This window comes from Sphingomonas glaciei, from assembly GCF_023380025.1.
Lineage (GTDB): Bacteria > Pseudomonadota > Alphaproteobacteria > Sphingomonadales > Sphingomonadaceae > Sphingomicrobium > Sphingomicrobium glaciei.
In genome coordinates, this window is record NZ_CP097253.1 from 2,014,617 (window position 1) to 2,039,809 (window position 25,193).

Genomic DNA, 25,193 nt, shown 5'->3' on the forward strand with positions numbered 1-25,193 from the left:
ATACGGCAGCGCGGCCCGGGCTCACGAAGGCCAAGCTTCCCGCCGAAACAGACGCCGACGCACACCTGAAAGTTGAATCAGGTTTCAACTTGTATAGGCTGGCGGTATCGATCGGTCGTCAGACCGTATCCAATGCCGGGCCGGACAGGGTCGTGGGGCGGCACGTGAGCGGCGGGACGAGTGCTTCCGTGGTAGGGGTAGGGAATGGCTAAAGGGGGCAAGGTGACGGCGATCGGCAAGGGGCGGACACAGGGAAGGCGTCTGGCCGAGCGGCCTCACGAGACTGTGCCGCTGACCAGTTCGGCCAAGGCACCGCGCACCGCGCGCGGCGAGCAGACCCGGCGCAAGATCCTCGATGCGGCGCGGGCGGAATTCGGCAGCCGCGGCTTCGCCGACACCGGCATCACCGAAATCACCCGGACCGCCAAGGTCGCGCTGGGCACCTTTTACACCTACTTCCACAGCAAGGAGGAAGTGTTCCGGGCGCTGGTCCAGGACATGTCCGAGCAGGTCCGGCTGGCGGTCGCACCGGTGCTCGCCGAGGGACGTGGGACGCTCGAAGCCGAGGAACGGGCGTTGGCCGCCTTCCTCGCCTTCGTCGGCAAGCACCAGCAGGTCTACCGAATCATCGACGAAGCCGAATTCGTCGATCCCGCGGGCTTTCGCGCCCATTACGAGAACACCGCCGCGCGCATCTCGGAGCGTCTTGCCGACGGGGCTGCCGCTGGCGTCATGCAACCACCGCGCGATACGCTCGACGCCGAGGTGCGTGCCTGGGCGATCATGGGAATGAACGTTTTCCTCGGCCTCCGCTTCGGCGTGTGGGGCGACGAGGATGCCGGCAAGGTGGCGGCGGCGGGGAATCGCCTGATCCGCGACGGCCTGGGGAAAGGCTGACTTCCCGTGGGGCGGGCGTGATGGACCCCGTCGCGTGGCGCCGTAACCGAAATTTTATCGCGCGCGGAATAAGCGGGAAGCATGAACGCCGCGTTCGACGCCTATCCGTGCCTCTAAATGGCCTTCAGCGATCGGTTTCGCGGGCACGATCGTCGCAAGTGGGTCGAGTGGGCGGAACGGATTTCGACGACACCGTCGCGGACATACCGCCGCAGGCCGACGAAGTCTGGCTGAACCGCCAGAAGCTGAACTACCGCGGGATCGGCGACAAGAAGGCGATCAGGCACCTCATTGCGTCATAAAAGGATAAGCCATTTCTTGGGGAAATCGGCAAGCTGGTCGATCTCAAGCGGCTGGAGTTCCAATGGCCGTTCCTTGCAGCCGATCTGACACCGCTTCTCTCGCCCGGCATCTCGAGCACCTCAGCATCGACAGCCCTCGAAATCTTTCCGATCTTTCGCCGCTTCTCGAGCTGCCGCGCTTGAGAGCGCTGCTCATGACCAACGACAAGATGATGCCGGACATCGAATGGCTGCGCGAAGCCCATCATCTTGACGTGATCGGCATCGAGAGCGCGATCGATTGCGACCATACGATTCAGAGCCTGGCGCCCCTTGCTGGCCTTCAATCGTTGCGGGCCTTTCTGGGCGTATCGACACGGCTTGCGGAAACGTCCCTGATGCCGCTTGCCGAATGCCCGAAGCTGGAGTTTCTCGATATCGCACGATACGCGCCGCGCTTCGAGTTCGAGCAATTACGGCGGGCGCGGCCCGATATCTTCTGGCGGTGGTTCGACCCCAAAGCATGGGGCAAGGCGACCCTGAAAGCGATCGGATAACGTTCGCAGCCTATCCGGCTGGTCTCGGCAAGATCAGGAAAGACCAGCCGCAAGCTCGGCAAAGCGCTTCAGGTCGGCGTCGTCGTGATACAGCCCGAGCCCGATGCGAAGCACGTCGCCGCGCACGTCGGTGACGCAGTCTTGCGCCATCAGCGCTCCCTGCCATTCGGCGGCCTTCGGATGGCGCAAGGCGAGGAAACGGGCCGGGCCGGTGGGGGAATCCAGCAATTCGGCGGCGGCGAGCGGGGTGTCGGCGAGGCCATCGGCCAAGCGCTGCTTCAGGCCGCTCACCCGCTCGCTGATCAAGGCGGTGGTCAGCCCTTCGGCGGCGAGCATCCGGCGGGTATGCAGAAAGCGATACAGCGCCGACGGATCAAAGGTCGCGCCCATGAAGCGCATCGCGTCGGGGGCATAGCCAACCTGCCCCGGCGGCAGGGTCAGATCCTCGAACTCGGCATACCAGCCGGTGATCGCCGGGCGCGGGCCGAAACCCGGCGGGGAGTGCATCAGCGCGATGCCTTCGCCCGACATCGCATATTTGTAGCCCCCGGCGAGGAAGAAGCAGGTTTTCCCAAGCGCGCCGAGCGGCTCAGGCACAGCCATGAAGCTGTGATAGCCGTCGATCACCACCCACGGCCCATCGGGCCTGGCGATGGCGGCGAGCGCCTCTAGATGCGGCACCCAGCGGCCGGTACCGAACATCAGCTGGCTGACCATGACCAGGTCGGCGCCTCCCGCTCGCTCCGCCAATCGCTCGGCCAGCGTGTCGGACGGCTCGGACGGCAGAACCTCGAGGAGGATATCTCCGCTTTCCGCCCAGCGCGCGAACTGGCGGCGGGCGCTGTGGAATTCGCCGCTGGTGGTCAGGACCCGAAGCGGCCCCCCGGCGCGGCGCGGCGCGGCGGCCCACAGGCGGATCAGCAGGTCATGGGTGTTGCCGGCGAAGACGATGGCGTCAGGGTGATGCGTGCCCAGCTCTACCGCCACTTCGCGCTGCGCCTCGGGCCACAGCTCACCCATCACCCGCTCCCACTTGCGGTCGGCGAGCCGGGCGCCATCTTCCCAGCATTCGACCTGACCGGCGAAGCTGGCGTCGGGCCACAGGTGGTGGCTGTGCGCGGCGACGTGCAACCGGCCGGGCGCAGCGCCGAGGCTGCGGCTGAAGAGATGCTTGAAGCTCATAGCTCGGTCCGGATCGCCCACAATTCGGGGAAAGCGCGCTTCTCCAGCGTCGAGGCGAGGTAACGCGCGCCGGCCGAGCCACCGGTCCCCGGCTTCATGCCGATAATCCGCTCCACCGTCAGCAGGTGCTTATGACGCCAGCCCGACAGGGCATCGTCGATGTCGACCAGTTTCTCGGCCAGTTGATAGAGCCCGAACCAGCGCTCGCTGTCGCGGTAAACCTCCAGCCAACTGGCGGCGCCCTGGCGGACGCGGGCGGCATTGGCGGTTTCCCACAGGCTCGGCGCGTCGAGCGCTGCCTGCAAACGGGCACGGCCCTCGGTGCCGCCTTCCTGATAGTCGAGGAAGCGCGGGTCCTTGATCCCGAACTTGAATTCGAGTTCTCGGAACTGCGCCGACTGGAACCCCGAGGAGGTGCCGAGAACGTGGCGGAAGGCCGAATAATCGACCGGGGTCATGGTCGCCAGCACGTCCCACGACAGGGTCATCACCGACTGAATCCGGCTGACCCGGGCCAGCGCCTTGTAGGCGGCGGCAAAGTCGTCTGAGACGACCAGGCGGATCGCCAGGTCGACCTCGTGAAGCATCTGCTTCAGCCACAGCTCCTTGGTCTGGTGGATGACGATGAACAGCATCTCGTCATGCAGGTCGGACTTCGGTTGCTGCGCGGACAGCAGGGCCGGGAGCTGGAGATAATCGGCATAGGTCATGCCGGCCGGGTGAGCGGTCATGAAGCCGGTCTAGGCCGAACCGGCCGCCGCGTCACCCCGGATCGGGAATGGCTTACTGACCGCCGCCGCCGGGAAGGGCGCCGCTGCCGACGGTCCCGATGTTGCCGAAGAATTCTTCGAAGAAGCTCTTGCGGCGGCCCAGCGTCGGGGTGGTCCGGCCGTAGGGGTCGATCGAGGCGATCTTGTCCTTGCCGGTGCGCTCCACCGCGGTGACGTTGCCGGCCGGATCGAAACGGATCCGCAGGATCGTCTGCTCGGTCACCCGCGGCGTGCGGAACGCGAAGGTCGAGGTGTTGCGGCTGACGTAATACCATTCGTTGTCGTTGAACTGCCCCGTGAACGTCGGCCGGCCAAGTGTCCGTTCGACGCTGGTCTTGTTGTCGGTCCCGACCTGCACCGCCTGGCTGAGCTGCGGGTCGAGGATGAAGCCGCGATTCTCGCGATAGCCGGCACAGCCGCTGAGCCCGAGGGCCGCGATCGAGGCGAGGAGGACGAAACGATTGTTGTTCACAGGTGCCAAGCTCCGGATGCCGGCACCCTTGCGCCGGCGGTTCGCCCGCTCAATATCGGCTGGGGCCCGCCGCGCCAAGTGCAGCGGTCCGCCTGAACGGAGGATGATCATGAAGTCGCTGATGCGGCTGTTCCGGAGCGAGCCGAATATCGCCGCGCCGCTCTACGCCGAGGTCGTGGCCAAGGCCCGCAGCCCGCACTGGTATGTCGCCGGCCGCGTGCCCGACACGATGGAAGGCCGATTCTCCGTGCTGGCGACGCTGCTCGCGCTGACCGACCTCCGACTCGAGGCGGGCCGCGAGGAAGCACGCAAGGCCAGTGTCGGCCTGGCCGAAGCCTTCGTTCACGACATGGATTCGCAGCTTCGCCAGGACGGCGTCGGCGATCCGGTGATGGGCAAAAGGGTCGGCAGCCTGGTCGGCGCGCTCGGCGGACGGCTGGGCGCCTGGCGCAAGGTGACCGCCGGCGAAGAAAGCTGGGAGGCCGTGACCGGCCGCTCGCTGTATCGCGAGAAAGTGCCGTCGGACGAGGCGCTCTCCCATTCGGTGGACGAGCTCAAGCGTTTCTGGCGCGCGCTTGAAGGGCGCAGCGACGAGGCGTTGATCGGCGGGGTCCTGCCGTGAGCGGCGCGAAACTACCGCTGGCCAAGCTGCGCGACGGGCAGCGGGTCGAGTATCAGGCGGACGAGGCCGAGCGCGCGGCGGTGGCCGACCGACTCGACCTGCTCGGGCTCGAGCGGCTGGAGGCGGTGCTGACGCTCAAGGCCGAAGGCGACCGGGTGCGGGCCGAGGGGCAGCTTCGCGCCAGCGTGACCCAGGCCTGCGTCGCCAGCGGCGAGCCGGTTCCGGCCACCGTCGACGCGCCGATCGCTTTGCTGTTCATGCCCGAACCCAGCGGCACCCCCGACGAGGAGGTCGAGCTCAGCGCCGAAGACCTCGACGTCATCTTCCACGACGGGCGCGAGATCGACCTGGCGGCTGCGGTCGCCGACGAATTGAGCCTTGCGCTGGATCCCTACCCGCGCAGCGCCCGCGCCGAAGATGCGCTGAAGGAAGCGGGCGTACTAAGCGAGGAGCAAGCCGGACCGTTCGCGGCCCTGGCGGCGCTGAAGGGGAAGTAGGAGGGCTCTAGGCCCTCAGAACGGAACGTCGTCGTCGAGGTCGTCGAACGCCGCCGGGGCCGGGCGGTTGGCGCTGCTGGCCGAGCCGAGCTTGCCGCCGCCATAGCCGCCACCGCCGCTGCTGCCGCCACCGAAGCCGCCGTCGTCGTAGCCGCCACCACCACTGCTGCGACCGCCGCCGTAGCCGCCGCCACCGCCGCCGCCGCCTTCACCGCCGCGGCCGTCGAGCAGCACCATAGAGCTGTTGAAGTTGCGCAGCACGACCTCGGTCGAATAGCGGTCCTGGCCGTTCTGATCCTGCCACTTGCGGGTCTCGAGCTGGCCTTCGAGATACACTTTCGAGCCCTTCTTGAGGTAGGACTTGGCGACCTTGGCGAGGCCTTCGGAGAAGATCGCCACCGAATGCCACTGGGTACGCTCCTGGCGGTTGCCGTCGCGGTCCTTCCAATTTTCGGAGGTAGCGATCCTGAGGTTCACCACTTCGCCCCCGTTCTGGAACGAGCGGCTTTCCGGGTCCTGCCCCAAGTTGCCGACTAGAATGACCTTGTTGACGCTTCCCGCCATGCTTCACGACTCCTCTATCTTGAGGAGCAGCTATAGGCCGAGCGCGACCGCCGTCCAGTAGGTCGCGCCCGCCGCCATGTAGGCTAGGGCGAACAGGTAGGTGACCATGAAGATCGGCCATCGCCAGCTGTTGGTTTCGCGGCGGGTGACCGCGATCGTCGACACGCATTGCGGGGCGAACACGAACCAGGCGAGGAAGGCGAGCGCGGTCGGCAGCGGCCAGGCGCCGCGGAGCCGCTCGGCCAAGCTCTTTTCGAGCTGCGATTCGTCGGCCTCGTCGAGGGCGTAGACGGTGGCGATCGCTGACACCGCCACTTCGCGCGCGGCCATCGAGGGCAACAGGGCCAGCGCAATATCGTGATTGAAGCCGATCGGCTTGACGACGACCTCGATCCCGCTCGCGATCTTGCCGGCGATTGACACTTCGCTCTGGTTCTCGCCCGGGCCCGCGGCGGGGAAGCTGGCCAACGCCCACAGCAGGACGGTGGTGAGCAGGATGATCCCGCCGGCTCGCTTGAGGAAGATCACCGCGCGCTGCCACAGACCGAGTGCGACGTCCTTTAGGGCGGGCATCTGGTACTTGGGCAGTTCCATCATGAACGACGAGGCGGCGCCGCGGGCTACCGTCTTGCGCAGCAGCAGCGCGGCGACCAGCGCGCCGACGATGCCGGCCAGGTAGAGGCCGAACATCACCACCCCCTGCAGGTTGACGAAGGGCGCGATCTCACGGTTCGGAATGAAGGCAGCGATGATCAGCGTGTAGACCGGAAGCCGGGCCGAGCAGGTCATCAGCGGCGCGACCAGGATGGTGGTCAGCCGGTCCTTTTCATTATCGATAGTGCGGGTCGCCATGATCCCCGGCACCGCGCAGGCGAAGCTCGACAGCAGGGGGATGAAGGCGCGGCCGGACAGGCCAGCGCTGCCCATCAGCCGGTCCATCAGGAAGGCGGCACGGACCATGTAGCCGGTGCCTTCGAGGAGCAGGATGAACAGGAACAGGATCAGGATCTGCGGCAGGAACACCACCACCGCGCCGACCCCGCCGATCACCCCGTCGACCAGCAGCGAGCGCAGCGGACCTTCGGGCAGGACGTCGGTGACCAGGGTCCCGACCGCCGACACCCCGCTTTCGATCCAGCCGATCGGGGTTTCCGACCAGGCGAACACCGCCTGGAACATCGCGAACATGACCAGCGCCAGGATCACGACCCCGGCGACGGGATGCAGCAGGAAGCGGTCGAGGCGGTGGGTCCAGCGGCGCACCGGGGCTTCGCTGACGATCGCCGCGGTGGCGATCCGGCGCGCTTCGCGGGCGAGGTCGGCGGGGGCCGGGACGGGGGCGGCGGTGCAGCCGATCGCCTGCTCCAGCGCTTCGCGCACCGCGTCAAGCCCGCGGCGGCGGACCGCAACGGTCTCCACAACCGGCAATCCGAGCGCCTGCGACAGCTGGTCGGCCGACACGGTCAGCCCGTCCCGCTCGGCCATGTCGATCATGTTCAGCGCCACCACCATCGGCAGGCCAAGACTGCGCAATTCGAGGGCAAAGCGCAGGTGATTGTCGAGGTTGGAGGCGTCGACCACCACCAGCAGCGCGTCGGGCTTGCGCTCGCCGGCCTGGCTCCCGCTCAGGACGTCGCGGGTGACTGCTTCGTCGGGGCTCGACGGCTCCAGCGCGTAGGTGCCGGGAAGGTCGACCAGTTCGACCGGGCGTCCGTCGGGCAGCGCGGTGCGGCCGCTTTTGCGCTCCACCGTGACGCCGGGATAATTTCCGACCTTCTGGCGGGCGCCGGTCAGGGCGTTGAACAGCGCGCTCTTGCCGGCATTGGGGTTGCCGACGACGGCGACTAGGGGTGCGGGAAGGGTCACTGGTGGCTGGGAAGCCCGAATTAGTCGGCCGGGACCACCCGAATCGCACGGGCATGGGCACGGCGGATGGCGACGGTCATGCGACCGACCTTCACCGCCAGCGGGTCGCGTCCGAACGGACCGGCATGAAGCGGCTCCACCACCACGTCGGGGTCGAAGCCGAAGTGGCGCAGCCGGGCCGATTCGTGGCTGCCGAGCAGCGCCCAATCGATCGCCGAGACCCGTCCGCGCCGACCCAGCTCAAGCTGGTCGAGGGCGAGCGCGAAGTCGGCGGGGGTTGGCTGCATCGTCATTGCTGCAACTGATTATCAATAACAGCAGCGCGGGTCCAGTGGAGTTATTCCTCAACGCGGCGGGTAGCGCAGCCGGCCAAGGAAGCGGGTCAGGCTCGGGCGCTCGGATTTGCCGAGCCCGGCCTTCCACTTCTCGAAATGCATGACATTGTCGATTCGCCGGTCGAGGAAGGCCGCGGTCTCGGCTGCGCCTTCGCTGTCGTCGCCCAGCCAGACGAGTAGCGTCGAGCCGTAGACCGCCGACAGGATCGCACGCTTGGTATAGTGATTGTAGTCGGTCGCGGTGTCGCCCGCCATGCGCCACATCACGTCGGCGCTGCGCCACGACAGGCGCGCAGCGGCCGCGGCGTTCTGCGGCATGGCGAGGATGGAGAGCGCGCGGCGGATCGCTTCCTTGGCGGGCTCCTGGATCTGCAGGCGGGACCAGACGAGGGCGCGGATGCGCTCGCGGATCTTCATCGCCGCCAGCGTTTCGGGCGGAAGCGCTTCGGCCAGCGCCTTGTCGACGCCCTGGCCGTAAAGGTCGATCAGTCCCACGGCGTCATCCGGCACCGCCAGCGCGGCGAGCGCAGGGTCGACCCCCTCGCCCAGCGCGGCAGCCTCGACCGCGGCGGCAGTCCAGCCGTCGAACGCGGCATTTTCGCCAATGGCGAGCGCGAGATCGAGCGCGGTCGCGCGGACAGGAGACAAGGTAGCGACATCGGTCATGCGGAAACCGACTTGGGGCCGGAGCCGCCCTCTTGCAAGCGAACCAGCACCAGCGCGACGGCAATGGCGGCGGCGCCGAGGAAATCGAGTGACGTCATGACTTCACCATAAGCGATCCACCCGATCGCTGCCGATACGGCCGGTTGGGTCAGCAGTGCGAGGCCGACAACCAGCGGCGGCACCTGTCCCAGCGCATAGACCAGGCACCCCTGCCCGACCACCTGGCTGCCGAGTGCGAGCAGCAAGAGGGGCGTCCAGGCGCTCGGCAGAATCGTTTCCCCCATCACCGCCGCGAACGGCAGCAGCATCGCGGCCCCGAAGGCGCTGGCGAGGATCAGCACGGGGAGCGGCTGCATCGAACCGCGCACCCGCTCCACTGCGATCAGGTAGCCGGCGTAGAGCAGCCCGGCGAGCAAGGTCAGCAGGTCGCCGCGCAGATAACGGGCGCTCAGCTCGGCGCTTCCCGCCATCAGCAGCGCCGAGCCGAGCAGCGCGAGCAGCAGTGCCGCGCCCTGCAACCTGGTCGGCAGCCGCCGCGCCAGCCACAGCCCCCAGGCGGCAAAGGCAAAGCTCGCGATATTCCCGAACAGAGTCGCATTGCCGAGCTTGGTGAGGTGGATTCCGGCATGCCAGGCGGCAAGGTCGGCAGCGAAGAAGAAGGCGGCGACCGCGATCACCCACGCCGCCGAGCGCCCGGGCCAGTGCGCCGGCTGGCCCATCGCCTTCGCCAGCACCACCAAAAAGGGCAGCGCCAGCGCCAGCCGCCAGAAGCCCGCCGCACTGGGTCCGACGTCGGAAAGCCGCACCATCCACGGCCCGAACGCCAGCGCGACATTGCCCAGCATCAGGATCGCAAAGGCGCGGGGAGAGACACGCTGGGTCACCGCGCCCTCCTACCGGGGCGCCCGGCTGGGTCCACCCCAGGCCGATCGCGCACGGCGATTGTTATGCGCCGGAGCCACCCTATCTGACCAGCCGTGCTCGTTCCCCAAGCAGGACCTTTTCATGCCCGATCTGTTTGATCCCGTCGTTTTCGGCGACATCCATCTCGCCAACCGCATCGTCATGGCCCCGTTGACCCGCGGCCGCTCCGGCCCAACCGGCGTCCCGACCGAACTGGGGGTGGAATATTACCGGCAGCGCGCTGGGGCCGGGCTGATCATCTCCGAAGGCACCGGGATCAGCCGCGAGGGCCTCGGCTGGCCCAACGCGCCGGGCCTGTGGACCGAGGCGCAGGTCGAAGGCTGGAAGCCGGTGACCGAGGCGGTGCACAGGGCGGGCGGCAAGATCGTCGCCCAGCTGTGGCACATGGGCCGGCTGGTGCATTCCAGCGTCACCGGCACCCAGCCGGTATCGGCCAGCGCCACCACCGCCCCGCACAAGGCGCATACCTACGAGGGCAAGAAGCCTTACGAAGAAGCGCGGGCGATCACCCACGACGACATCCAGCGCATCCTCGGCGATTTTGCGACAGCGACCCGCAACGCGCTTCGCGCCGGGTTCGACGGGGTGCAACTGCACGGCGCCAACGGCTATCTGATCGACCAATTCCTGCGCGACGGCACCAATCACCGTGACGACGATTACGGCGGCTCGGTCGAAAACCGCATCCGCCTGCTGCGCGAGGCGACCGAGGCGTTGATTTCGGAAGCCGGGGCCGGCCGCACCCTCGTCCGGCTGAGCCCGCTCGGGCTGGTCCAGGGCTGCGACGACAGCGATCCGCACGGACTGTTCATCGCCGCCGGCAAGGCGCTGGGCGAGCTGGGCATCGCCGCCATCGAACTGCGTGAGCCGGGCGCGCATTCGACCTTTGCGCCGAGCGACATTCCTCCGGTCAGCCCGCACATCCGCCCGCACTTCGAGGGCGGGATCATCCTCAACAGCGATTATGACGGACCGTCGGCGCGTGCCCGCCTCAGCGAAGGGGTGGCCGATGCGATCGCTTTCGGCCGGCCGTTCATCTCCAACCCCGACCTGCCCGATCGCCTCCGCAAGGAACTGACCCTCGCAGATCCCGACCCCAGCACCTTCTACACCGCGGGGCCCGAGGGCTACACCGATTATCCGGTCGCGGCGGAACAGGCGGCGGCCTGAATCTTTGTCGCTGTCATGGCAAAAGCATCGACACCCAATCGCGTGAACTGGAAGGCCGCCGGCGCGGTCACGGCGGCAACCCTGGTCGGGCTCGGGATCGCCTACGTCCTGCGGGAAAAGGCGACGCCCGGACCCGATTACCGGGTGCTGGTCAGCGACGGCGACCTCCAGATCCGCAGCTATCCGCCGATCAAGGTTGCCGAAGCGGTGGTCGCCGGGCCGCGCAAGGAGGCGCTGAGCGAAGGCTTTCAGATTCTCGCCGACTATATCTTCGCCAAGTCGCGCCCGGGCGAGAAACTGCCGATGACCGTTCCCGTGATGCAGGACGCCGGCAACCCCATGGGCAGCACGCCGCTGCGCTTCGATGACGAGGTCGAGGGCGGCTGGCGGGTCCGTTTCGTCATGCCGGAAGGCCATGACCTGCCCGAGCCGCCCGCTGGCGTCACTCTGATCGACCTGCCGGCCCGGCGGGTCGGTGCGGCAACCTTTCACGGCACCGCCCATGACGATCGCCTCAAGGCTGCCGAGGACCGCCTGCGCGGCTGGCTCGCCCGTCACGGCGAGGAATCGGTCAGGTGCGAGCCCGAATATGCGTTTTACAATTCGCCGATGATCCCGCCGCCGCTGCGCCGCAACGAGGTGTTGCTGGCGCTGACCTAGGGGAACTGGCTGACGGCCGCCTCAGATCGGGTGGCCGTCGGTATCCATCAGCACTTCGCGTCTTCCGACATGGTCCGGTTGGCCGACCTTGCCGTCCTTTTCCATCCGCTCGATCAGCCGCGCCGCGCTGTTGTAGCCGATGCGTAGCTGGCGCTGGAGGTAGGAGGTCGAGGCCTTCTGGCTTTCGGCCACCACCTGGATCGCCTTGCGGTAGAGCTGGCTCTCGGGATCGTCGTCGCCGTCCGGCGCGCCGTCCAGCGCGAAGCCTCCGTCCTCGGGCTCCTCGGTGACCGCGCTGATGTAATCGGGCGTGCCCTGTTTGCGCCAATGGTCGGCGATCAGCCGCACCTCGTCGTCGCTGACGAACGGGCCGTGGACGCGCAGGATCTGCTTGCCGCCCGGCATGTAGAGCATGTCGCCCTTGCCCAGCAGCTGCTCCGCCCCTTGCTCGCCAAGGATGGTGCGGCTGTCGATCTTGCTGGTGACCTGGAAGCTGATCCGGGTCGGGAGGTTCGCCTTGATGACGCCAGTGATGACGTCAACAGAAGGGCGCTGGGTCGCCATGATCAGATGGATGCCGGCCGCGCGGGCCTTTTGCGCGAGGCGCTGGATCAGGAATTCGACTTCCTTACCGGCGGTCATCATCAGGTCGGCAAGCTCGTCGACCACCACCACGATCTGCGGCAGGACCTCGTAATCCAGTTCCTCGGTCTCGTAGACGGGCTGCCCGCTGTCGGCGTCGTAGCCGGTCTGGACCTTGCGCCCGAGCTTGGTTCCGCGGCCCTTGGCCTCCAGCACCTTGTCGTTGAAGCTCTTGAGCGCGCGCACGCCAAGGCTCGCCATCATGCGATAGCGCTCCTCCATCTGCTCGACCGCCCACTTCAGCGCGCGGATCGCCTTGGGCGGCTCGGTGACCACCGGGGCGAGCAGGTGCGGGATACCGTCGTAGATGCTGAGTTCGAGCATCTTGGGGTCGATCATGATCATCCGGCACTGGTCCGGCCCCATCCGGTACAGCAGCGACAGGATCATGCAGTTGAGCCCGACCGACTTGCCCGAGCCGGTGGTGCCCGCGACCAGCAGGTGCGGCATCGGTGCGAGATCGGCGATGACCGGGTCGCCGGCGATGTTCTTGCCCAGCACCAAAGGCAGGCTCATCGCCTGGTCGGCAAAGGCCTGGCTGCCGATGAGTTCGCGCAACGCAACGCTCTCGCGCTTCGGGTTGGGCAGCTCGATCCCGATCACGCTGCGGCCTGGGATGGTCGCGACGCGCGCGGACAGCGCGCTCATGTTGCGGGCTATATCGTCGGCAAGCTGAATCACGCGGCTGGCCTTGATGCCGCTCGCGGGCTCGAGCTCGTACATGGTGACCACCGGGCCGGGGCGGACCTCGACGATGTCGCCGCGGACGTGGAAGTCCTCCAGCACGCTTTCGAGCAGGCGGGCATTGCGCTCCAGCCCGGCCCGGTCGACCGGATTGCGCCCGGCGTCGGTCGGCGCGGTCAGCAGGTCGATCGGCGGCAGGGCATAGCTGTCGCCCAGCGCCAGGCTCTGCTGCTGGCTGGCCGCGCCCTTCCGCCCGCGCGGTTTGTCGACGACGGTCGCCGCCGCGACGATGCCGGTGCTCGGTTCCTTGACGTTGACTTCGGGACGCGAGCGCGGCGGGGCCACCGCCCGCCCTTCGTCGCGCTCAACCGCAGTCCGGCGCGGCGCCGGAGCGGCTTCGCCCTCGCGGCGGCGCAGACGGGTGGCGACGAACGCCTTTTCATCGGCATTGAGACCGAGCGCCAGGAACGCCAGCAGCAGCCCGCCAAGCCCGAGCAGCAGGATCAGCGCGATCCGGCTCGGGCCCGCGATGGCAGGTTCGGGGATCAGCGCCAGAAGCGCGTTCCAGGCCGTCGCGCCGGCCAGTCCGAGCACTCCGGCAAGCCCGGCCGGAAGGCCCGAAGCCACCGACTTGGTGGTGAGGCCAAGCGCCATGCCGATCAGCACCGCGCCCAGCGAGGCGACCAGCAGGGCGCGCCCGACCCGCCCGGTCGGACGATCGCCGAGCAGCCTGATTCCGGCTAGCGCCAGCACCGGCAGCAAGGTTACGCCGCCAGGGCCGAACAGCAGCAAGAGCAGGTCGCTGCCATAAGCGCCGGGCATTCCCAGCCAATTCTGCGCCGGCCCGCCCGCCGCGGTGCTCCAGCTCGGGTCGGTCCGCTGGTGGGTAAGGAGGGCGACCGCCAGGGCCAGCGCGACGGCAATCGCCACCACGCCGGTCAGCTTGACCGCTAGCGCGCGCACCGCGCCGCCCAGCCGGTCGCGCCAGTCGGGTTCCAGCTCGCGCCGGTCGGCTCGCGTGCGTGCTGCTGCCGTTGCCATGTCCTAAGTGCCCGTCCCGCCCCGAGTGTGTGTTCGTTCCCTTATTGTGCCTGTGACCCGAGACCATGGTCAAGGATGACGAGGCGGTATCGAGCGCCTACATGCGGCTTCCATGACACAGCAACAGCGCTCCCAGGCGGACGTCATCATCCTTGGCGGGGGAATGGTCGGCCTGTCGCTCGCCGCCGCGCTCGACAGTGCGGGCCTGACCTCGATCGTGGTCGACCCCGCCGATCCGTCCGAACGCCGGGATGTCGCCTTCGACGGGCGGACCACCGCCGTCTCTTCCTCCAGCATGCGGATGTTCCGGTCGATCGGCGTGCTCGACCATCTGCCCACGCCAGGTTGCCCGATCCAGGCCATCCGCGTCGCCGACGGGCTGGCCCCGGGCGGGCTGACCTTCAAGCCTGGCGAAGATGGCGAGCCGCTGGGGGTGATGCACGAGAACCGCCACCTGCGCGCCGCGCTCCACGACCGCGCGGAAGCCGGCGCGGCGATCGACCTGCGCTGGAAGAGTCCGGTCGCAGAAGTCGTGCGAGACGATTTCTCGGGCCGGGTCCGGCTGGCCGGCGGGGCGGAGCTGACCGCGCCGCTGATCGTCGGGGCCGAAGGACGGAACTCGCCTTCGCGCGACGCGGCTGGGATCCGCATGGCGCGCTGGTCGTACCGGCATACCGCGATCGTCTCGACCCTCGCCCACGAGCGGCCGCACGAGCAGATCGCGTACGAGATCTTCTATCCGGCCGGGCCATTCGCTCTGCTGCCGATGACCGACCTCGAGGACGGCACCCACCGATCGGCGATCGTGTGGTCGATTTCCAGCGACAAGGCGGCTGGCCTGCTCAAGCTCGACGACTCTGACTTTGCCGCGGAGGCGCAGGCCGCGATGGGCGGTTTCTTGGGATCGATCCGCCTGCTGACGCCGCGCTCTTCCTATCCGCTCGGCTTCCACCATGCGACGCGGATCACCGACACCCGCCTGGCGCTGGCCGGCGATGCGGCGCACGCCATCCATCCGATCGCCGGGCAAGGGGTGAACCTCGGCTTCCGCGATGCGGCGGCACTGGCCGAAGTGCTGGTCGACGGCGCCCGGCTCGGCCTCGACCTCGGCGATGCGCAACTGCTCGCCCGCTACCAGCGCTGGCGGGCGCTCGATGCGTTCAGCGTGGCGCTGGCGACCGACGGGCTGACCCGGCTCTACGGGGTGCCGGGGCGCACGGCATCGGCAGTGCGGCGCCTGGGAATGGGGATCGTTGATCGCCTGGGCCCGCTCAAGCACAAGCTCAACGCGGCGGCGCGGGGCAACAGCGGCGACCTGCCGCGGCTGCTGCTGGGCGAAGCGCTCTAAAGCGTCGTCACTGCATCCGCGGGCTGACGTCGCCGCCGCCGCCCTGCGCCATGCGCAGGAACTGCATCAGCTGGATTAGCAATTCGGCCCGGCCGGTCAGGACGTCTTCCTCCAGCAGGGCCTGCTTGGCCCCGCCGTCGAACGGCGCGACCTGGGCGATGGCATTGACCAACATCTCGTCGTCGAGCCGCTCGACCGCTTCCCAGTCGACCATTAGCCCCATGGCATCACCCAAGAGGCGCGCCTCCTGCTCGACCGCGGCCCGCAGCACCGACGGCAGGGCATCGGGCTCAACCTCGGCATCGTCGCCGGGGATCACGTCGGCCTGGCGGTAGGGCGTGCCGACATCCGCCTCGGCGATCAGGCGGAACCGGGTGGTCCCCTGCAGCACGAGGTTGAAGCGTCCGTCGGCCAGCTCCTCCATTCCGACGATCTCGCCGATGCAGCCGACCCGGTACAGTTCGGGATTGCCCAGCCCGTCGTCGGGAGCGGCGCGGGGCTGGATCATCCCGATCAGCCCGCCGCCGGCGACCGCATCCTCGACCATCTTGCGATAGCGCGGTTCGAAGATGTGCAGCGGCAGGTGGCTGCGCGGAAACAGGATCGCGCCGCCAAGCGGAAACAGGGGAAGCCGAAGGGGTGACCCGCTCACGTGAACAGCACGGCGGACAGGCGGCGGCGCTGCGCGCGTGCCCACGGATCCTCCAGCCCCTGCGCCTCCAGCAATTGCAGGAAGCGGGTGCGGGCGGCGCCCTCGTTCCAGTCGCGGTCGCGGCGAACGAGGTCGAGCAGGGCGTCAGCCGCCTCGTCCCGCCTCCCGGCCGCCATCTGCGCATTGGCCAGTTCCAGCCGCGCTTCGTGATCGTCGGGGTTCGCCGCCAGCCGCTGCTCCAGCCCAGACGTGTCGGCTGCGGGAATGACCGCGATGTCGAGCGCGGCGCGGGCGCGCGCCACGGCCGAATCGCCAGCCGCCGATTCGGGCAGGCCATCGAGCAGCGCCCGGGCTTCATCGGGGCGATCCAGCGCAATCAGCGCGCGGGCGAGGCCGCCGACGACCTCGGGGTGATCGGAATCCATCTCGGCGATCTGGCGAAAGATGTTCTCGGCCCGCTCCGCATCGCCCGAGGCGAGCACTTCCTCGCCCATCGCGATCAGCGGCTCGATCTCGGCTTCCAGCGCCTGCGCTTCGCCCTTGACCGGAAGCTGGCCGAGCAACTGGTCGAGCACCCGCTTGATCTGCCCCTCACTGCGATATTGGGTCAGGTCGGCGACCGGCTGCCCGCCGAAGATCGCGTAGACCGTTGGGATCGAGCGGATCTGGAATTGCGCGGCGACGACCTTTTCCTCGTCGACATCGACCTTGACCAGGACCACACCCTTGTCGGCATAGTCGGCGGCAACCTTTTCCAGCACCGGCCCGAGCTGCTTGCACGGCCCGCACCACTCCGCCCAGAAATCGAGGATCACAAGCTTGTCGAGCGACGGCTGGAGCACCCGCTCCTGGAAGCTGCGGATCGCTTCCCGCTCCTCAGCGCTCATTCCCAGTGTCGCCACGCTTGCCCGTTTCCTCTTGGTAAGTGATGCAGCGCATATGGGCCGACCGACCCGATGCGCCAAGTCTCTCAACCCGGAAGCCACTGAAAGGGTTGCCAGCCCCGAAAGCCGTTGCTAACGGGCCCCCACCCAGACGGCGCGAGCCGCCGTCGCATGGCGCCAGAGCGGGCGTAGCTCAGGGGTAGAGCACAACCTTGCCAAGGTTGGGGTCGAGGGTTCGAATCCCTTCGCCCGCTCCAGCGATCCTTCCGATCGTCACTTTCAGCGCCTTATCTCACCTTATTTGCGAGATGCAGCCGGCCCTCAGCGAGCGAGCAGCGCCGCGCTTTCGATCTGGTCGAGTGCGCGGTGCGCAGCGACGTAGCTGCGCGCGCTCGCCACCCAGGCCGGCGCGGCGGTGATTCCGGGCAGCCGCATCGCTTCGGCCAGCGCCTGGTCGACCTGGCCGGCGTTGAGGCGGGCGACCGCACGGTCATAGGTGGCGATCGGCCGCTGGCTCGGCTGGTCGGCGCGGCGGATCGTGACGAGATCTCCCATCTGCCGCCGCATCGTCTGCCACAGATTGTCGCTTTCGGGCGCCGCCTTGAGCCTGGGCGCCAGGGTCGTGAAGTCGGCGGCGAGTTGGTCCAGCCGCACCGGCCGCCGCGAGGAGGTAACGATGGTGGCGACCGCCTGCGGATGGGTGGGGCCGAACCGCTCGGTCAGCAGCGGCTCGAGATAGCCGAGCGCCACCCCGCGATCGATCGCCCGGCGAGCAGCGAAAGCGACCAGCAGCGCATCTGCGCGCCCGGCCGAGCTTTCCGCCCGGCTGGTAGCGCTTTCGACCCGCGCCAGCCGTGCTTCCAGCGTCGCGACCCGCGCTTCGGTCGCCGGCAGTGCGTCAACCGGGATGGTGGTCGCGAGGGCCGGCGAAGCCGGAGGAAGGGTGGCAACTGCACGCGGCTGCGCTTCGGCTAGAGCGTCCGCCGGCGGCTGCAACCCCGCCAGCTGCGCGGCCTGCGGAAAGCGGTTCAGAGCCCAGATCGCCGCCGCGCCGCCGAGCAGCAGGAGCAGGAGCGCGCCAAGCAGGATCGCACTGAGGCTTGTCCGCCGGTTCGCCGCGCTGCTGGTCATCGGCCCTGTTCCTTGCACAGCTTGGCGGCGAGGGAAAGCAAGGCGGGGTCGTTGGGAGCGTCCACCGCTTCGCAGCGCGCCCAGCCGGAACCGCAGGCCGCCGCCGCGGCCAGGCTAATCGCAGCCACCCGCACCCGCTCGCGCGCGACGTCGACCTCGGACAGGCGGCGTCCGGCGGCGGGCGAGTGGACCACCGCTACCGTATCCTCGATCAAGCTGGCCTCGGGAAGCGTAAGCGGCGCCATGCGGTAGACCGCGACCGAGGTGATCGACTGCCTGGCCCCGACCGGCTCGATCCGCTCCTCGCCGGCAAGATGAAGCAGCCTCAGTCCTTCCGGCAAGCGCTCGAGCAGCCCGTCAACACCGCGCTCACCGACCGTCAGCACCTCCAGCCCCGCGGCACGCGCGGCGGCGGCCGATGCCGCGCCCACCGCATGGACGGGGAGGGCTGGAAGGCTGCCGCCATGGCGAACCGCATTGGCGCTGGTCACCAGCAGCGCATCGAACGGCCCGGCCGGAAGCATCCAGGGGACCGGCTCTGCCGCGAACAGGGGATGGCGGCGGACCTCGAACCCCAGCGCCGCCGCCCGTGCCGCCGTGGCACTGGCGCCGGGCTCGGGACGAAGGACGACCAGGGGTCTCACGCCGGGTTGAACAGCAACCTGACCTCGGCCGGCGCGCGGCCCAGCAGCTCGGCGGCGAGGGCCAATCCGGCCTCCTCTTCCTCTCCCGGGGCCGCGCGCACGTCACCCGCGACATGGGCGGCACCATCGCTGCTCAGCAGTTCCGCGCGCAGCCACAGGCTGTCGTCGCCCTCGATCAAGCCCAGCGCCGCGACGGGCGAATGGCAGGAGCCCCCGACCCCGCGGCAGAACGCCCGCTCGGCGGTCACCGCGCGGCGGGTCGGCCCGTCGTCGATCGCCCTGAGCAAGGCGCGGGTCTCCGCGTCGTCCTTGCGGCATTCGATCGCGATCGCGGCCTGGCCGGGCGCGGGGAGGAATTCGTCGATCTCGATCGCTTGCCCTTCCTCGATCCCGAGGCGGTCGAGCCCGGCGGCGGCCAGGAAGGTCGCTTCGTAATTGCCGCTGGCGATATGGTTGAGGCGGGTCGCGACATTGCCGCGCATGATCGACACCTGCAGGTCGGGGCGCCGGCGAAGCAATTGCGCGGTCCGCCGCGGCGACGAGGTCCCGACCTTCGCGCCCTGGCTCAGCGCATCAATCGAGGTCGCCCCGATCAGCCGGTCGCGGACGTCGGCGCGGGGCAGGAAGGCCGCGATGCACAGATTGTCCGGCCGCTCGCTCTCGACATCCTTGCAGCTGTGCACCGACAATTGGGTCGTTCCGCCGAGCAGGAACTGGTCGAGCTCCTTCGTCCACAGCGCCTTGCCGCCGATCTCCGCCAGCGCGCGATCCTGCACCTCGTCGCCGGTCGTGCGCACTTCGTGGAGCAGGACGGAGCCGGCCTCCCACCCATGCGCCGCTTCGAGCGCGGCGGCGGCGGTGCGGGCCTGGGCAAGCGCCAGCGGGGAGGAGCGGGTTCCGACAAGCAGGCGCGGGGTCATGGCCCCACTCTTGCCAGAGCGGCAAGCGAACCGCAAAGGCGGCGGCAGATGGCGTTGATCCTCGGTCTTGAATCCTCCTGCGACGACAGCGCGGTGGCGCTTGTCACCAGCGACCGGCGCATCCTGGCGCAGCGCGTGGTTGGGCAGAACCAGGCCCACGCCCCGTTCGGCGGCGTGGTGCCGGAGATTGCCGCGCGCGCCCATGTCGAGGTGCTTCCGGGCCTGGTCCGCGAGGTGCTGGACGACGCCGGAATCGCGCTGGGCGAGGTGGATGCGGTCGCCGCCACCGCCGGGCCGGGCCTGATCGGCGGGGTGATGGTCGGGCTGCTGACCGCCAAGGGGCTGGCACTGGCCTCGGGCAAGCCGCTGGTCGCGGTCAACCACCTCGAAGGCCATGCCCTGTCGCCGCGGCTGGTCGATCCGGCGCTAGGCTTTCCCTACCTGCTGCTGCTGGCCAGCGGCGGCCATTGCCAGTTGCTCGAGGTGCGCGGGGTCGGCGACTATCGCCGCCTGGCGACCACTATCGACGATGCGGCAGGCGAGGCGTTCGACAAGGCGGCCAAGCTGCTCGGCCTGCCCTATCCAGGCGGTCCGGCAATCGAGGGACTGGCGCGCGAGGGTGACGCCAAGGCGGTGCCCCTGCCGCGGCCCTTGGTCGGCAGTCCCGAGCCGCATTTCTCCTTCGCCGGGCTCAAGAGCGCGGTGCAGCGCGCGGTCACCGCCGGCACACACCGGCCCGCAGACATCGCCGCCAGCTTCCAGCAGGCGGTGGTCGACTGCTTCGTCGACCGCACCCGCCGCGCCCTGGCGCAGAGCGACGCGCCGACTTTGGTGGTGGCCGGCGGGGTCGCCGCCAATTCCGCCGTCCGCTCGGCGCTGCAAGGCTTGGCGCAAGAACAAGGCCGCGCCTTCTCGGTCCCGCCCGGCTGGCTGTGCACCGACAATGCCGCCATGATCGCCTGGGCGGGTGCCGAGCGGTTCGCCGCCGGACTGGTCGACGGCCTCGACGCCCCGGCGCGGGCCCGTTGGCCGCTCGACGAAGGCGCCGAAGCGGTCCGCGGGGCAGGAGTGAAGGCATGAAGATCGGAGTGATCGGCGGCGGCGCCTGGGGCACTGCCCTGGCGCAAGTGGCGTCGCAGGGTGGCGAGACGCTGTTGTGGTCGCGTGAGCTCGAAGTCGCCGCCAGCATCGCCGCGACCCGTGAAAACACCCTGTTCCTGCCCGGCGTCCCGCTGTCCGAAGCGATCCGCCCGACCACCGATCTTGCCGACCTGAGCGAATGCGACGCCTGGCTGGTGGTCACCCCGGCGCAGCACATGCGGCGGGTGCTGGAGGCGGCACCGGGCTGTCCGGGTGCGCTTTTGCTCTGCTCCAAGGGGATCGAGGAAGCGAGCGGGCAATTGCTCCACCAAGTGGCGCGCGAAGCCTGTCCCGGCGCCTCGGTTATGGTGCTGTCGGGCCCGACCTTTGCGCATGAAGTGGCGGCCGGACTGCCCACCGCACTGACGCTCGCCGCCGAGATCGAGGCCGAGGCCGAAGCGGTCCGCACCCGTCTCGCCCGCCCCGCCTTCCGGATCTACCTCAGCGACGATGTCGCCGGGGCGGAGGTCGGCGGGGCGGTCAAGAACGTGCTGGCGATCGCCTGCGGTGTGGTCGAAGGGCGCGGCCTCGGCCAGAACGCCCGCGCCGCCCTGATCGCACGTGGTTTCGCCGAAATGACCCGCTTCGGGCTGGCGCGGGGAGCGCGGGCCGAGACGCTGGCCGGACTGTCGGGGCTCGGCGACCTCGTCCTCACCTGCTCGTCCACCAGCAGCCGCAATTTCTCGCTCGGCAAGGGCCTAGGCGAAGGGCGTCAGGCCGCTGAGCTGATGGCCGATCGCCGCACCGTCGCCGAAGGCGCGTTTACCGCGCCGGTTCTGCGCCGGCTGGCCGAGGCCGAGGGCGTGGAAATGCCGATCGTGGCGGCGGTCGACGACCTGCTCGCCGGGCGGGCCGATGTCGATGCCGTCCTCGGGCGGCTACTCAGCCGTCCCCTACGCCCCGAAAGGACCTAGAAATCCCACGCAATTCCGCTCTTTTCCCAATCACCGTAGCGCACCGGGTCGAGCCGCGGCTTGTCCCCGGCGGGCGGCGGCGCTGGCTCGACCGGCTCGGGCTCGGGCACCGGCGGCGACTTGCTGAGATAGGCGGGCGGCTGAAGATTGGCTGGGCGCGGCATGAAGGGGGAGATGGGCGTTGAGGCAGCCGCAGCCAAGGGGTCCCGAAGCCGGGGTGGGGGCACGCCGCTCGGCGCTGCGCATCCTCGACCGGGTGGTGCGCAGCGGCCAGACGATGGATTCGGCGGCGCAGGGCCTGCAGAAGCTCGAACCCGCTGACCAGGCACTGGCGCTAGCGATTGCCGGCGAAACGCTGCGCCGCCTGCCTCTGCTCGACCGGCTGATCGACGGCGCGACCCGCCAGATCCTGCCCGACGATGCCAAGGCGCGGATGGTGCTGCGCCTCGCGCTGGCGCAGCGGATCGCACTTAAGGTCCCCGACCACGCGCTGGTCGCCACCGCCCTCCCGCTGGTCGAGGGCGGCCCCAGGCGGCTGGTCCACGGCGTGCTCGGCACCCTCCTGCGCGGCGCGCTGCCCGAGGCAGACGAGGGCGCCTTGCCGCAAGCGGTAGAGAACCGCTGGACCGCGGCATGGGGGCAGCAAGCCGTCGACGCCGCCCGACGCGCCATCGTCCGCCGCCCGCCACTTGACCTCAGTTTCCGTAGCCACGACGAAGCACTGTCCTTTGCCGGGGCCGAAGGCGGCATCAGCCTGGCCGAGCGCCACGTTCGCCTGTCCGACACCCGGCCCGTCACCGGCCTCCCCGGCTTTGCCGAGGGGCGCTGGTGGATTCAGGATCTGTCCTCGACCCTGCCCGCGCGGATGATCCCGGCCGATGCTTTTCGCGTGCTCGACGCCTGCGCCGCGCCGGGTGGCAAGACCCTGCAGATCGCCGCAGCCGGCCACCGCACCTTCGCGCTCGACCGCTCCGAAAGTCGTCTGGCGCGACTTCGCGCCAATCTCGCCCGGACCGGCCTCCAGGCGCAGATCGTCACCGAGGACGTGCTCGGCTACAATCCCGACGAGCCGTTCGACGCGGTTCTGCTCGATGCGCCCTGTTCCGCCACCGGCACTTTCCGCCGGCACCCCGAGGTTCTGCTCCGCGCGTCCGACCGGATCATCGCCGAAAGCGCCGAATTGCAGGGCCGCCTGCTGACCGCCGCAGCGGCCTGGGTGCGTCCGGGCGGAAGCCTGGTCTATGCGGTGTGCAGCCTCGAACCGCAGGAAGGCGAGGAGATCATTGCCGAATTCCTCCGCGCGTCTCCCGACTACAGCCTCGCCGAACAGCGGCGCGTGCTTCCCGGCGAAGTGGAGGAAGAGGGCGGAATGGACGGCTTCTTTGCGGCTCGCCTTGTGCGGGCGGGTTAGTCCCGTCTAATCGGTCCCATGGCCGCTCCGATCATTGCCCCTTCGATCCTGTCCGCCGACTTCGCCCGGCTTGGCGAGGAGGTGCGGGCGATCGACGCGGCGGGGGCCGACTGGATCCATATCGACGTGATGGACGGGCATTTCGTGCCCAATTTGACGATCGGCGCGATGGTGGTGAAGGCGCTCCGCCCGCACAGCGCCAAGCCGTTCGACGTCCACCTGATGATCAGCCCGGTCGACCCGATGCTCGACGCCTTTGCCGAGGCCGGAGCCGACATCATCACCGTCCATCCCGAGGCCGGGCCCCACCTCCATCGCACCCTCCAGCGCATTCGCGGGTTGGGCAAGAAGGCCGGCGTGTCGCTTAACCCCGCGACCCCGGCCAAGATGCTCGACTATGTGCTGGACGAGATCGACCTGGTGCTGGTGATGAGCGTCAATCCGGGCTTCGGCGGGCAGAAGTTCATCGCCTCGCAGCTGCGCAAGATCGAGGCGCTGGCCAAGCGCATCGCCAAGGAAGGCCTCGACGTCACGCTGGAAGTCGACGGCGGGGTCGATGCCACCCTCGCCCGCCAGTGCGTCGATGCCGGCGCCACCGCGCTGGTCGCCGGCACCGCGGCCTTCCGCGGGGGCGCGGATCATTATGCCGCCAATATCGCCGCCCTGAAGGGCAGCGCATGACGGCAGGCGGGGGCGGTCTTTCCCGGCTGGCGACGGTTCCGCTGCTGCAGCGGCTGCGCGCCCGCGGAAAGCCCCCGCTGCGCCTGATCGGCGTTGCCCGCGACCATGTCACCGGGTCCAAGGCGCGGGGCGAGCAATTGCTGGCCGGCCGCTTCATCAGCGGCGGCGAAGCGATCGAGCTGTCGGGGCTCGACTGGACCAGCCTCGATCCCCTGACCCCGGCCGGGGCCGAGCTTCACGGCTTCGGCTGGCTGCGCGACCTGGCCGCGGCGGCGACCCGTGAACGCGGCGCCCCGCTGGCCGAGGACCTGGCCGGGCGCTGGCTGCTCGCCCACGGCGGCAAGGTCGATCCGGCCTGGGCTCCGGCCTTGTGGGGCGAGCGGCTGCTCAACTGGCTGGCCTACGCCCCCTATCTTCTGTCTCGCCGCGACACCGACTATCGCTCGGCCCTGCTCAACACCGCTGCCCGCGCCGCGCGCCACCTTTCCGCCACCGCTGACGAGGCGGCGCCTGGCCTGCCGCGTATCACCGCCTGGGCCGGCCTCACCGCCGCTTGTCTTTTGCTGTCGTCGGGCACCGCGCGGCTGGCCAAGGCCGAGGGCGGTCTGTCGCGGGCGCTCGCCAGCGCGCAATATGAGGATGGCGGGCTGATGAGCCGCTCACCCGCCGAGCAGGCGGCGCTGGTCGACCGGCTCGGCCTTCTCCGCGCCGCCTATGCCGCCGCCCGCCACGACTTCCCCCAGGGGCTCGAGGATGCCGGGGCCGCCGCGCTGGCCGCGCTTCATGGCGTCACCATGGGCGACGGCACCCTGTCGGCCTGGCAGGGCGGCAACGAGGGCAGCCGGGCCGGGCTTGCGGCATTGATCGAGGGCTGCGGCTTCCGGGCCCGCCCCCTGCGCACCCCGCGCGGCTGGGGCTACCACCGGCTCAGCGCGCTTGGCACCATCCTGGTGATTGACGCCGCCCTGCCGCCGGCGCGCAAGCTCGCCCGCTCGGGCTCGGCCTCCTCGCTGGCGCTGGAGATCAGCGACGGGCAGCAGAAACTGGTGGTCAATTGCGGTGGCCCCGGCCCCCACGCCAGCAGCCTGCCCGAAGGCCTCGCCGCCGCGCTGCGCACCACCGCTGCCCACTCGACGCTGACCCTGGCCGACACCAACAGCACTGCGATCCAGCCCGACGGTTCGCTCGGCCGCGGGGTCGAGGAGGTCGCCGTCACTCGCTCCGAGGACAATGACGCCAGCCGCATCGAATGCGATCACGACGGCTACGTCCGCGGCTTCGGCCTGGTCCACGGCCGCGCGCTCAGCCTTGGTAACGACGGCAAGGAAGTCCGCGGCCTCGACCGGCTGACCCCCAGGGGCCGCCGCAAGATTCGCGAGGATGTGCCCTTCGCCATTCGCTTCCACCTCGCGCCCGGAGTGGAGGCCGTCCCCACCGCCGACGGCCTCGGCGCACTGATCCGCTCGCCCGGCGCCCCGCCCTGGAACTTCCGCTGCCGCGGCGCTCAGCTTGGGCTCGAGGAGAGCGTCGTCGTCGACGGCAGCGGCGCACTCCGCTCCACCCTCCAGCTGGTGCTCGTTGGCGAGGTCTCGCACCTCGGCGCCGAGATCGGCTGGCAATTCCGCCGCTCCAGCTAGG

General features: G+C 69.3%; 28 protein-coding genes and 1 tRNA gene. 14 read left to right on the forward strand and 15 right to left on the reverse strand.

The features are described from left to right. Positions 1–204: 204 nt before the first annotated feature. The 3 genes from M1K48_RS09760 to M1K48_RS09765 all read left to right on the forward strand — a co-directional run bounded on the left by M1K48_RS09760 (position 205) and on the right by M1K48_RS09765 (position 1,735). Positions 205–897 carry a TetR/AcrR family transcriptional regulator gene (locus M1K48_RS09760; protein WP_249454810.1) on the forward strand — a complete coding sequence of 231 codons (693 nt, stop codon included), beginning with the start codon at positions 205–207 and terminating at the stop codon, positions 895–897. A gap of 167 nt (positions 898–1,064) precedes the next feature. Then, a complete protein-coding gene (locus M1K48_RS14310; RefSeq protein WP_257794142.1) occupies positions 1,065–1,199 on the forward strand; it encodes a hypothetical protein in 135 nt (44 codons plus the stop codon). Between the two features lie 194 nt (positions 1,200–1,393). After that, the gene (locus M1K48_RS09765) at positions 1,394–1,735 is read left to right on the forward strand and encodes a hypothetical protein (protein ID WP_249454811.1); all 342 of its coding nucleotides are present in this window, start codon (positions 1,394–1,396) and stop codon (positions 1,733–1,735) included. Positions 1,736–1,768: 33 nt separating this feature from the next. Here M1K48_RS09765 and M1K48_RS09770 read toward each other — a convergent pair whose 3' ends face one another. Genes M1K48_RS09770 through M1K48_RS09780 form a run of 3 tightly spaced genes read right to left on the reverse strand, consistent with a single transcriptional unit; the run spans position 1,769 to position 4,270 of the window. Further along, positions 1,769–2,917 carry an aminotransferase class V-fold PLP-dependent enzyme gene (locus tag M1K48_RS09770; protein ID WP_249454813.1) on the reverse strand — a complete coding sequence of 383 codons (1,149 nt, stop codon included), beginning with the start codon at positions 2,915–2,917 and terminating at the stop codon, positions 1,769–1,771. After that, entirely contained in the window at positions 2,914–3,648 is a 735-nt protein-coding gene (locus tag M1K48_RS09775) for a tryptophan 2,3-dioxygenase (protein WP_249454815.1), read from the reverse strand. The genes M1K48_RS09770 and M1K48_RS09775 overlap by 4 nt, the downstream gene beginning before the upstream one ends. A gap of 52 nt (positions 3,649–3,700) precedes the next feature. Continuing rightward, positions 3,701–4,270, reverse strand: coding sequence for an outer membrane protein assembly factor BamE (locus M1K48_RS09780; RefSeq protein WP_249454817.1), 570 nt, complete (start codon positions 4,268–4,270; stop codon positions 3,701–3,703). Between M1K48_RS09780 and M1K48_RS09785 the strand changes: the two genes are divergently transcribed. Together M1K48_RS09785 and M1K48_RS09790 are read left to right on the forward strand one after the other, a co-directional pair. Continuing rightward, positions 4,269–4,781: a ubiquinol-cytochrome C chaperone family protein gene (locus tag M1K48_RS09785; protein ID WP_249454819.1), complete on the forward strand. Its 513-nt coding sequence runs from the start codon at positions 4,269–4,271 to the stop codon at positions 4,779–4,781. The genes M1K48_RS09780 and M1K48_RS09785 overlap by 2 nt on opposite strands. After that, the gene (locus M1K48_RS09790) at positions 4,778–5,278 is read left to right on the forward strand and encodes a YceD family protein (RefSeq protein ID WP_249454821.1); all 501 of its coding nucleotides are present in this window, start codon (positions 4,778–4,780) and stop codon (positions 5,276–5,278) included. The genes M1K48_RS09785 and M1K48_RS09790 overlap by 4 nt, the downstream gene beginning before the upstream one ends. A 15-nt stretch (positions 5,279–5,293) precedes the next feature. Here M1K48_RS09790 and ssb read toward each other — a convergent pair whose 3' ends face one another. The 5 genes from ssb to M1K48_RS09815 are packed head-to-tail and all read right to left on the reverse strand — an operon-like array spanning position 5,294 to position 9,593. Then, positions 5,294–5,842: a single-stranded DNA-binding protein gene (ssb, locus tag M1K48_RS09795; RefSeq protein WP_249454823.1), complete on the reverse strand. Its 549-nt coding sequence runs from the start codon at positions 5,840–5,842 to the stop codon at positions 5,294–5,296. 30 nt (positions 5,843–5,872) lie between these two features. Further along, positions 5,873–7,708, reverse strand: a complete 1,836-nt coding sequence (feoB, locus tag M1K48_RS09800) for a ferrous iron transporter B (protein WP_249454825.1) — start codon at positions 7,706–7,708, stop codon at positions 5,873–5,875. Between the two features lie 20 nt (positions 7,709–7,728). After that, entirely contained in the window at positions 7,729–8,001 is a 273-nt protein-coding gene (locus M1K48_RS09805; protein ID WP_249454827.1) for a FeoA family protein, read from the reverse strand. Positions 8,002–8,052: 51 nt separating this feature from the next. Beyond that, entirely contained in the window at positions 8,053–8,709 is a 657-nt protein-coding gene (locus tag M1K48_RS09810; RefSeq protein ID WP_249454829.1) for a COQ9 family protein, read from the reverse strand. After that, positions 8,706–9,593: a DMT family transporter gene (locus tag M1K48_RS09815; protein ID WP_249454831.1), complete on the reverse strand. Its 888-nt coding sequence runs from the start codon at positions 9,591–9,593 to the stop codon at positions 8,706–8,708. Before M1K48_RS09815 ends, M1K48_RS09810 begins: the two co-directional genes overlap by 4 nt. A gap of 121 nt (positions 9,594–9,714) precedes the next feature. Here M1K48_RS09815 and M1K48_RS09820 point away from each other — a divergent pair, with 121 nt between their 5' ends. Together M1K48_RS09820 and M1K48_RS09825 are read left to right on the forward strand one after the other, a co-directional pair. Beyond that, positions 9,715–10,803 (forward strand): alkene reductase, encoded by a 1,089-nt coding sequence (locus tag M1K48_RS09820; RefSeq protein WP_249454833.1) that lies wholly within the window; start codon positions 9,715–9,717, stop codon positions 10,801–10,803. Positions 10,804–10,818: 15 nt separating this feature from the next. Beyond that, on the forward strand, positions 10,819–11,463 hold the full coding sequence (locus tag M1K48_RS09825) for an SOUL family heme-binding protein (protein WP_249454835.1): 645 nt from the start codon (positions 10,819–10,821) through the stop codon (positions 11,461–11,463). A gap of 21 nt (positions 11,464–11,484) precedes the next feature. Here M1K48_RS09825 and M1K48_RS09830 read toward each other — a convergent pair whose 3' ends face one another. Beyond that, positions 11,485–13,830 carry an FtsK/SpoIIIE family DNA translocase gene (locus M1K48_RS09830; protein ID WP_249454837.1) on the reverse strand — a complete coding sequence of 782 codons (2,346 nt, stop codon included), beginning with the start codon at positions 13,828–13,830 and terminating at the stop codon, positions 11,485–11,487. A 112-nt stretch (positions 13,831–13,942) separates the two neighbouring features. On the opposite strand from M1K48_RS09830, the gene M1K48_RS09835 reads away from it, so the two are divergent. Next, the gene (locus M1K48_RS09835; protein WP_249454838.1) at positions 13,943–15,178 is read left to right on the forward strand and encodes an FAD-dependent monooxygenase; all 1,236 of its coding nucleotides are present in this window, start codon (positions 13,943–13,945) and stop codon (positions 15,176–15,178) included. Positions 15,179–15,185: 7 nt separating this feature from the next. Here M1K48_RS09835 and M1K48_RS09840 read toward each other — a convergent pair whose 3' ends face one another. Both M1K48_RS09840 and M1K48_RS09845 read right to left on the reverse strand, forming a co-directional pair. After that, positions 15,186–15,830, reverse strand: a complete 645-nt coding sequence (locus M1K48_RS09840) for an LON peptidase substrate-binding domain-containing protein (RefSeq protein WP_249454839.1) — start codon at positions 15,828–15,830, stop codon at positions 15,186–15,188. Next, a complete protein-coding gene (locus tag M1K48_RS09845) occupies positions 15,827–16,732 on the reverse strand; it encodes a tetratricopeptide repeat protein (RefSeq protein ID WP_249454841.1) in 906 nt (301 codons plus the stop codon). Before M1K48_RS09845 ends, M1K48_RS09840 begins: the two co-directional genes overlap by 4 nt. A 164-nt stretch (positions 16,733–16,896) precedes the next feature. On the opposite strand from M1K48_RS09845, the gene M1K48_RS09850 reads away from it, so the two are divergent. Then, positions 16,897–16,971 (forward strand) — tRNA-Gly (locus M1K48_RS09850). Positions 16,972–17,035: 64 nt separating this feature from the next. On the opposite strand, the gene M1K48_RS09855 is transcribed toward M1K48_RS09850, so the two are convergent. The 3 genes from M1K48_RS09855 to hemC are packed head-to-tail and all read right to left on the reverse strand — an operon-like array spanning position 17,036 to position 19,409. Next, positions 17,036–17,845: a hypothetical protein gene (locus M1K48_RS09855; protein WP_249454843.1), complete on the reverse strand. Its 810-nt coding sequence runs from the start codon at positions 17,843–17,845 to the stop codon at positions 17,036–17,038. Then, complete coding sequence (locus tag M1K48_RS09860; protein WP_249454845.1) at positions 17,842–18,489, reverse strand: uroporphyrinogen-III synthase; 648 nt, start codon at positions 18,487–18,489, stop codon at positions 17,842–17,844. The genes M1K48_RS09855 and M1K48_RS09860 overlap by 4 nt, the downstream gene beginning before the upstream one ends. Further along, positions 18,486–19,409 carry a hydroxymethylbilane synthase gene (gene hemC / locus M1K48_RS09865; RefSeq protein WP_249454847.1) on the reverse strand — a complete coding sequence of 308 codons (924 nt, stop codon included), beginning with the start codon at positions 19,407–19,409 and terminating at the stop codon, positions 18,486–18,488. Before hemC ends, M1K48_RS09860 begins: the two co-directional genes overlap by 4 nt. A gap of 48 nt (positions 19,410–19,457) precedes the next feature. On the opposite strand from hemC, the gene tsaD reads away from it, so the two are divergent. After that, the gene (gene tsaD, locus M1K48_RS09870) at positions 19,458–20,489 is read left to right on the forward strand and encodes a tRNA (adenosine(37)-N6)-threonylcarbamoyltransferase complex transferase subunit TsaD (protein ID WP_249454850.1); all 1,032 of its coding nucleotides are present in this window, start codon (positions 19,458–19,460) and stop codon (positions 20,487–20,489) included. Beyond that, complete coding sequence (locus M1K48_RS09875) at positions 20,486–21,463, forward strand: NAD(P)H-dependent glycerol-3-phosphate dehydrogenase (RefSeq protein WP_249454851.1); 978 nt, start codon at positions 20,486–20,488, stop codon at positions 21,461–21,463. The genes tsaD and M1K48_RS09875 overlap by 4 nt, the downstream gene beginning before the upstream one ends. Here M1K48_RS09875 and M1K48_RS09880 read toward each other — a convergent pair. Then, positions 21,460–21,627, reverse strand: a complete 168-nt coding sequence (locus tag M1K48_RS09880; protein ID WP_168067581.1) for a DUF1674 domain-containing protein — start codon at positions 21,625–21,627, stop codon at positions 21,460–21,462. The two genes, M1K48_RS09875 and M1K48_RS09880, sit on opposite strands and share 4 nt — an antisense overlap. Before the next feature lie 17 nt (positions 21,628–21,644). On the opposite strand from M1K48_RS09880, the gene M1K48_RS09885 reads away from it, so the two are divergent. From M1K48_RS09885 to M1K48_RS09895, 3 genes are read left to right on the forward strand one after another with little or no spacing between them, the layout of a single operon-like run. Further along, positions 21,645–22,874 carry an RsmB/NOP family class I SAM-dependent RNA methyltransferase gene (locus tag M1K48_RS09885; protein ID WP_249454853.1) on the forward strand — a complete coding sequence of 410 codons (1,230 nt, stop codon included), beginning with the start codon at positions 21,645–21,647 and terminating at the stop codon, positions 22,872–22,874. An 18-nt stretch (positions 22,875–22,892) separates the two neighbouring features. Continuing rightward, a complete protein-coding gene (gene rpe / locus M1K48_RS09890) occupies positions 22,893–23,555 on the forward strand; it encodes a ribulose-phosphate 3-epimerase (protein WP_249454855.1) in 663 nt (220 codons plus the stop codon). Continuing rightward, positions 23,552–25,192: a heparinase II/III family protein gene (locus M1K48_RS09895; RefSeq protein WP_249454856.1), complete on the forward strand. Its 1,641-nt coding sequence runs from the start codon at positions 23,552–23,554 to the stop codon at positions 25,190–25,192. Before rpe ends, M1K48_RS09895 begins: the two co-directional genes overlap by 4 nt. The last annotated feature ends 1 nt before the right edge of the window (position 25,193 follow it).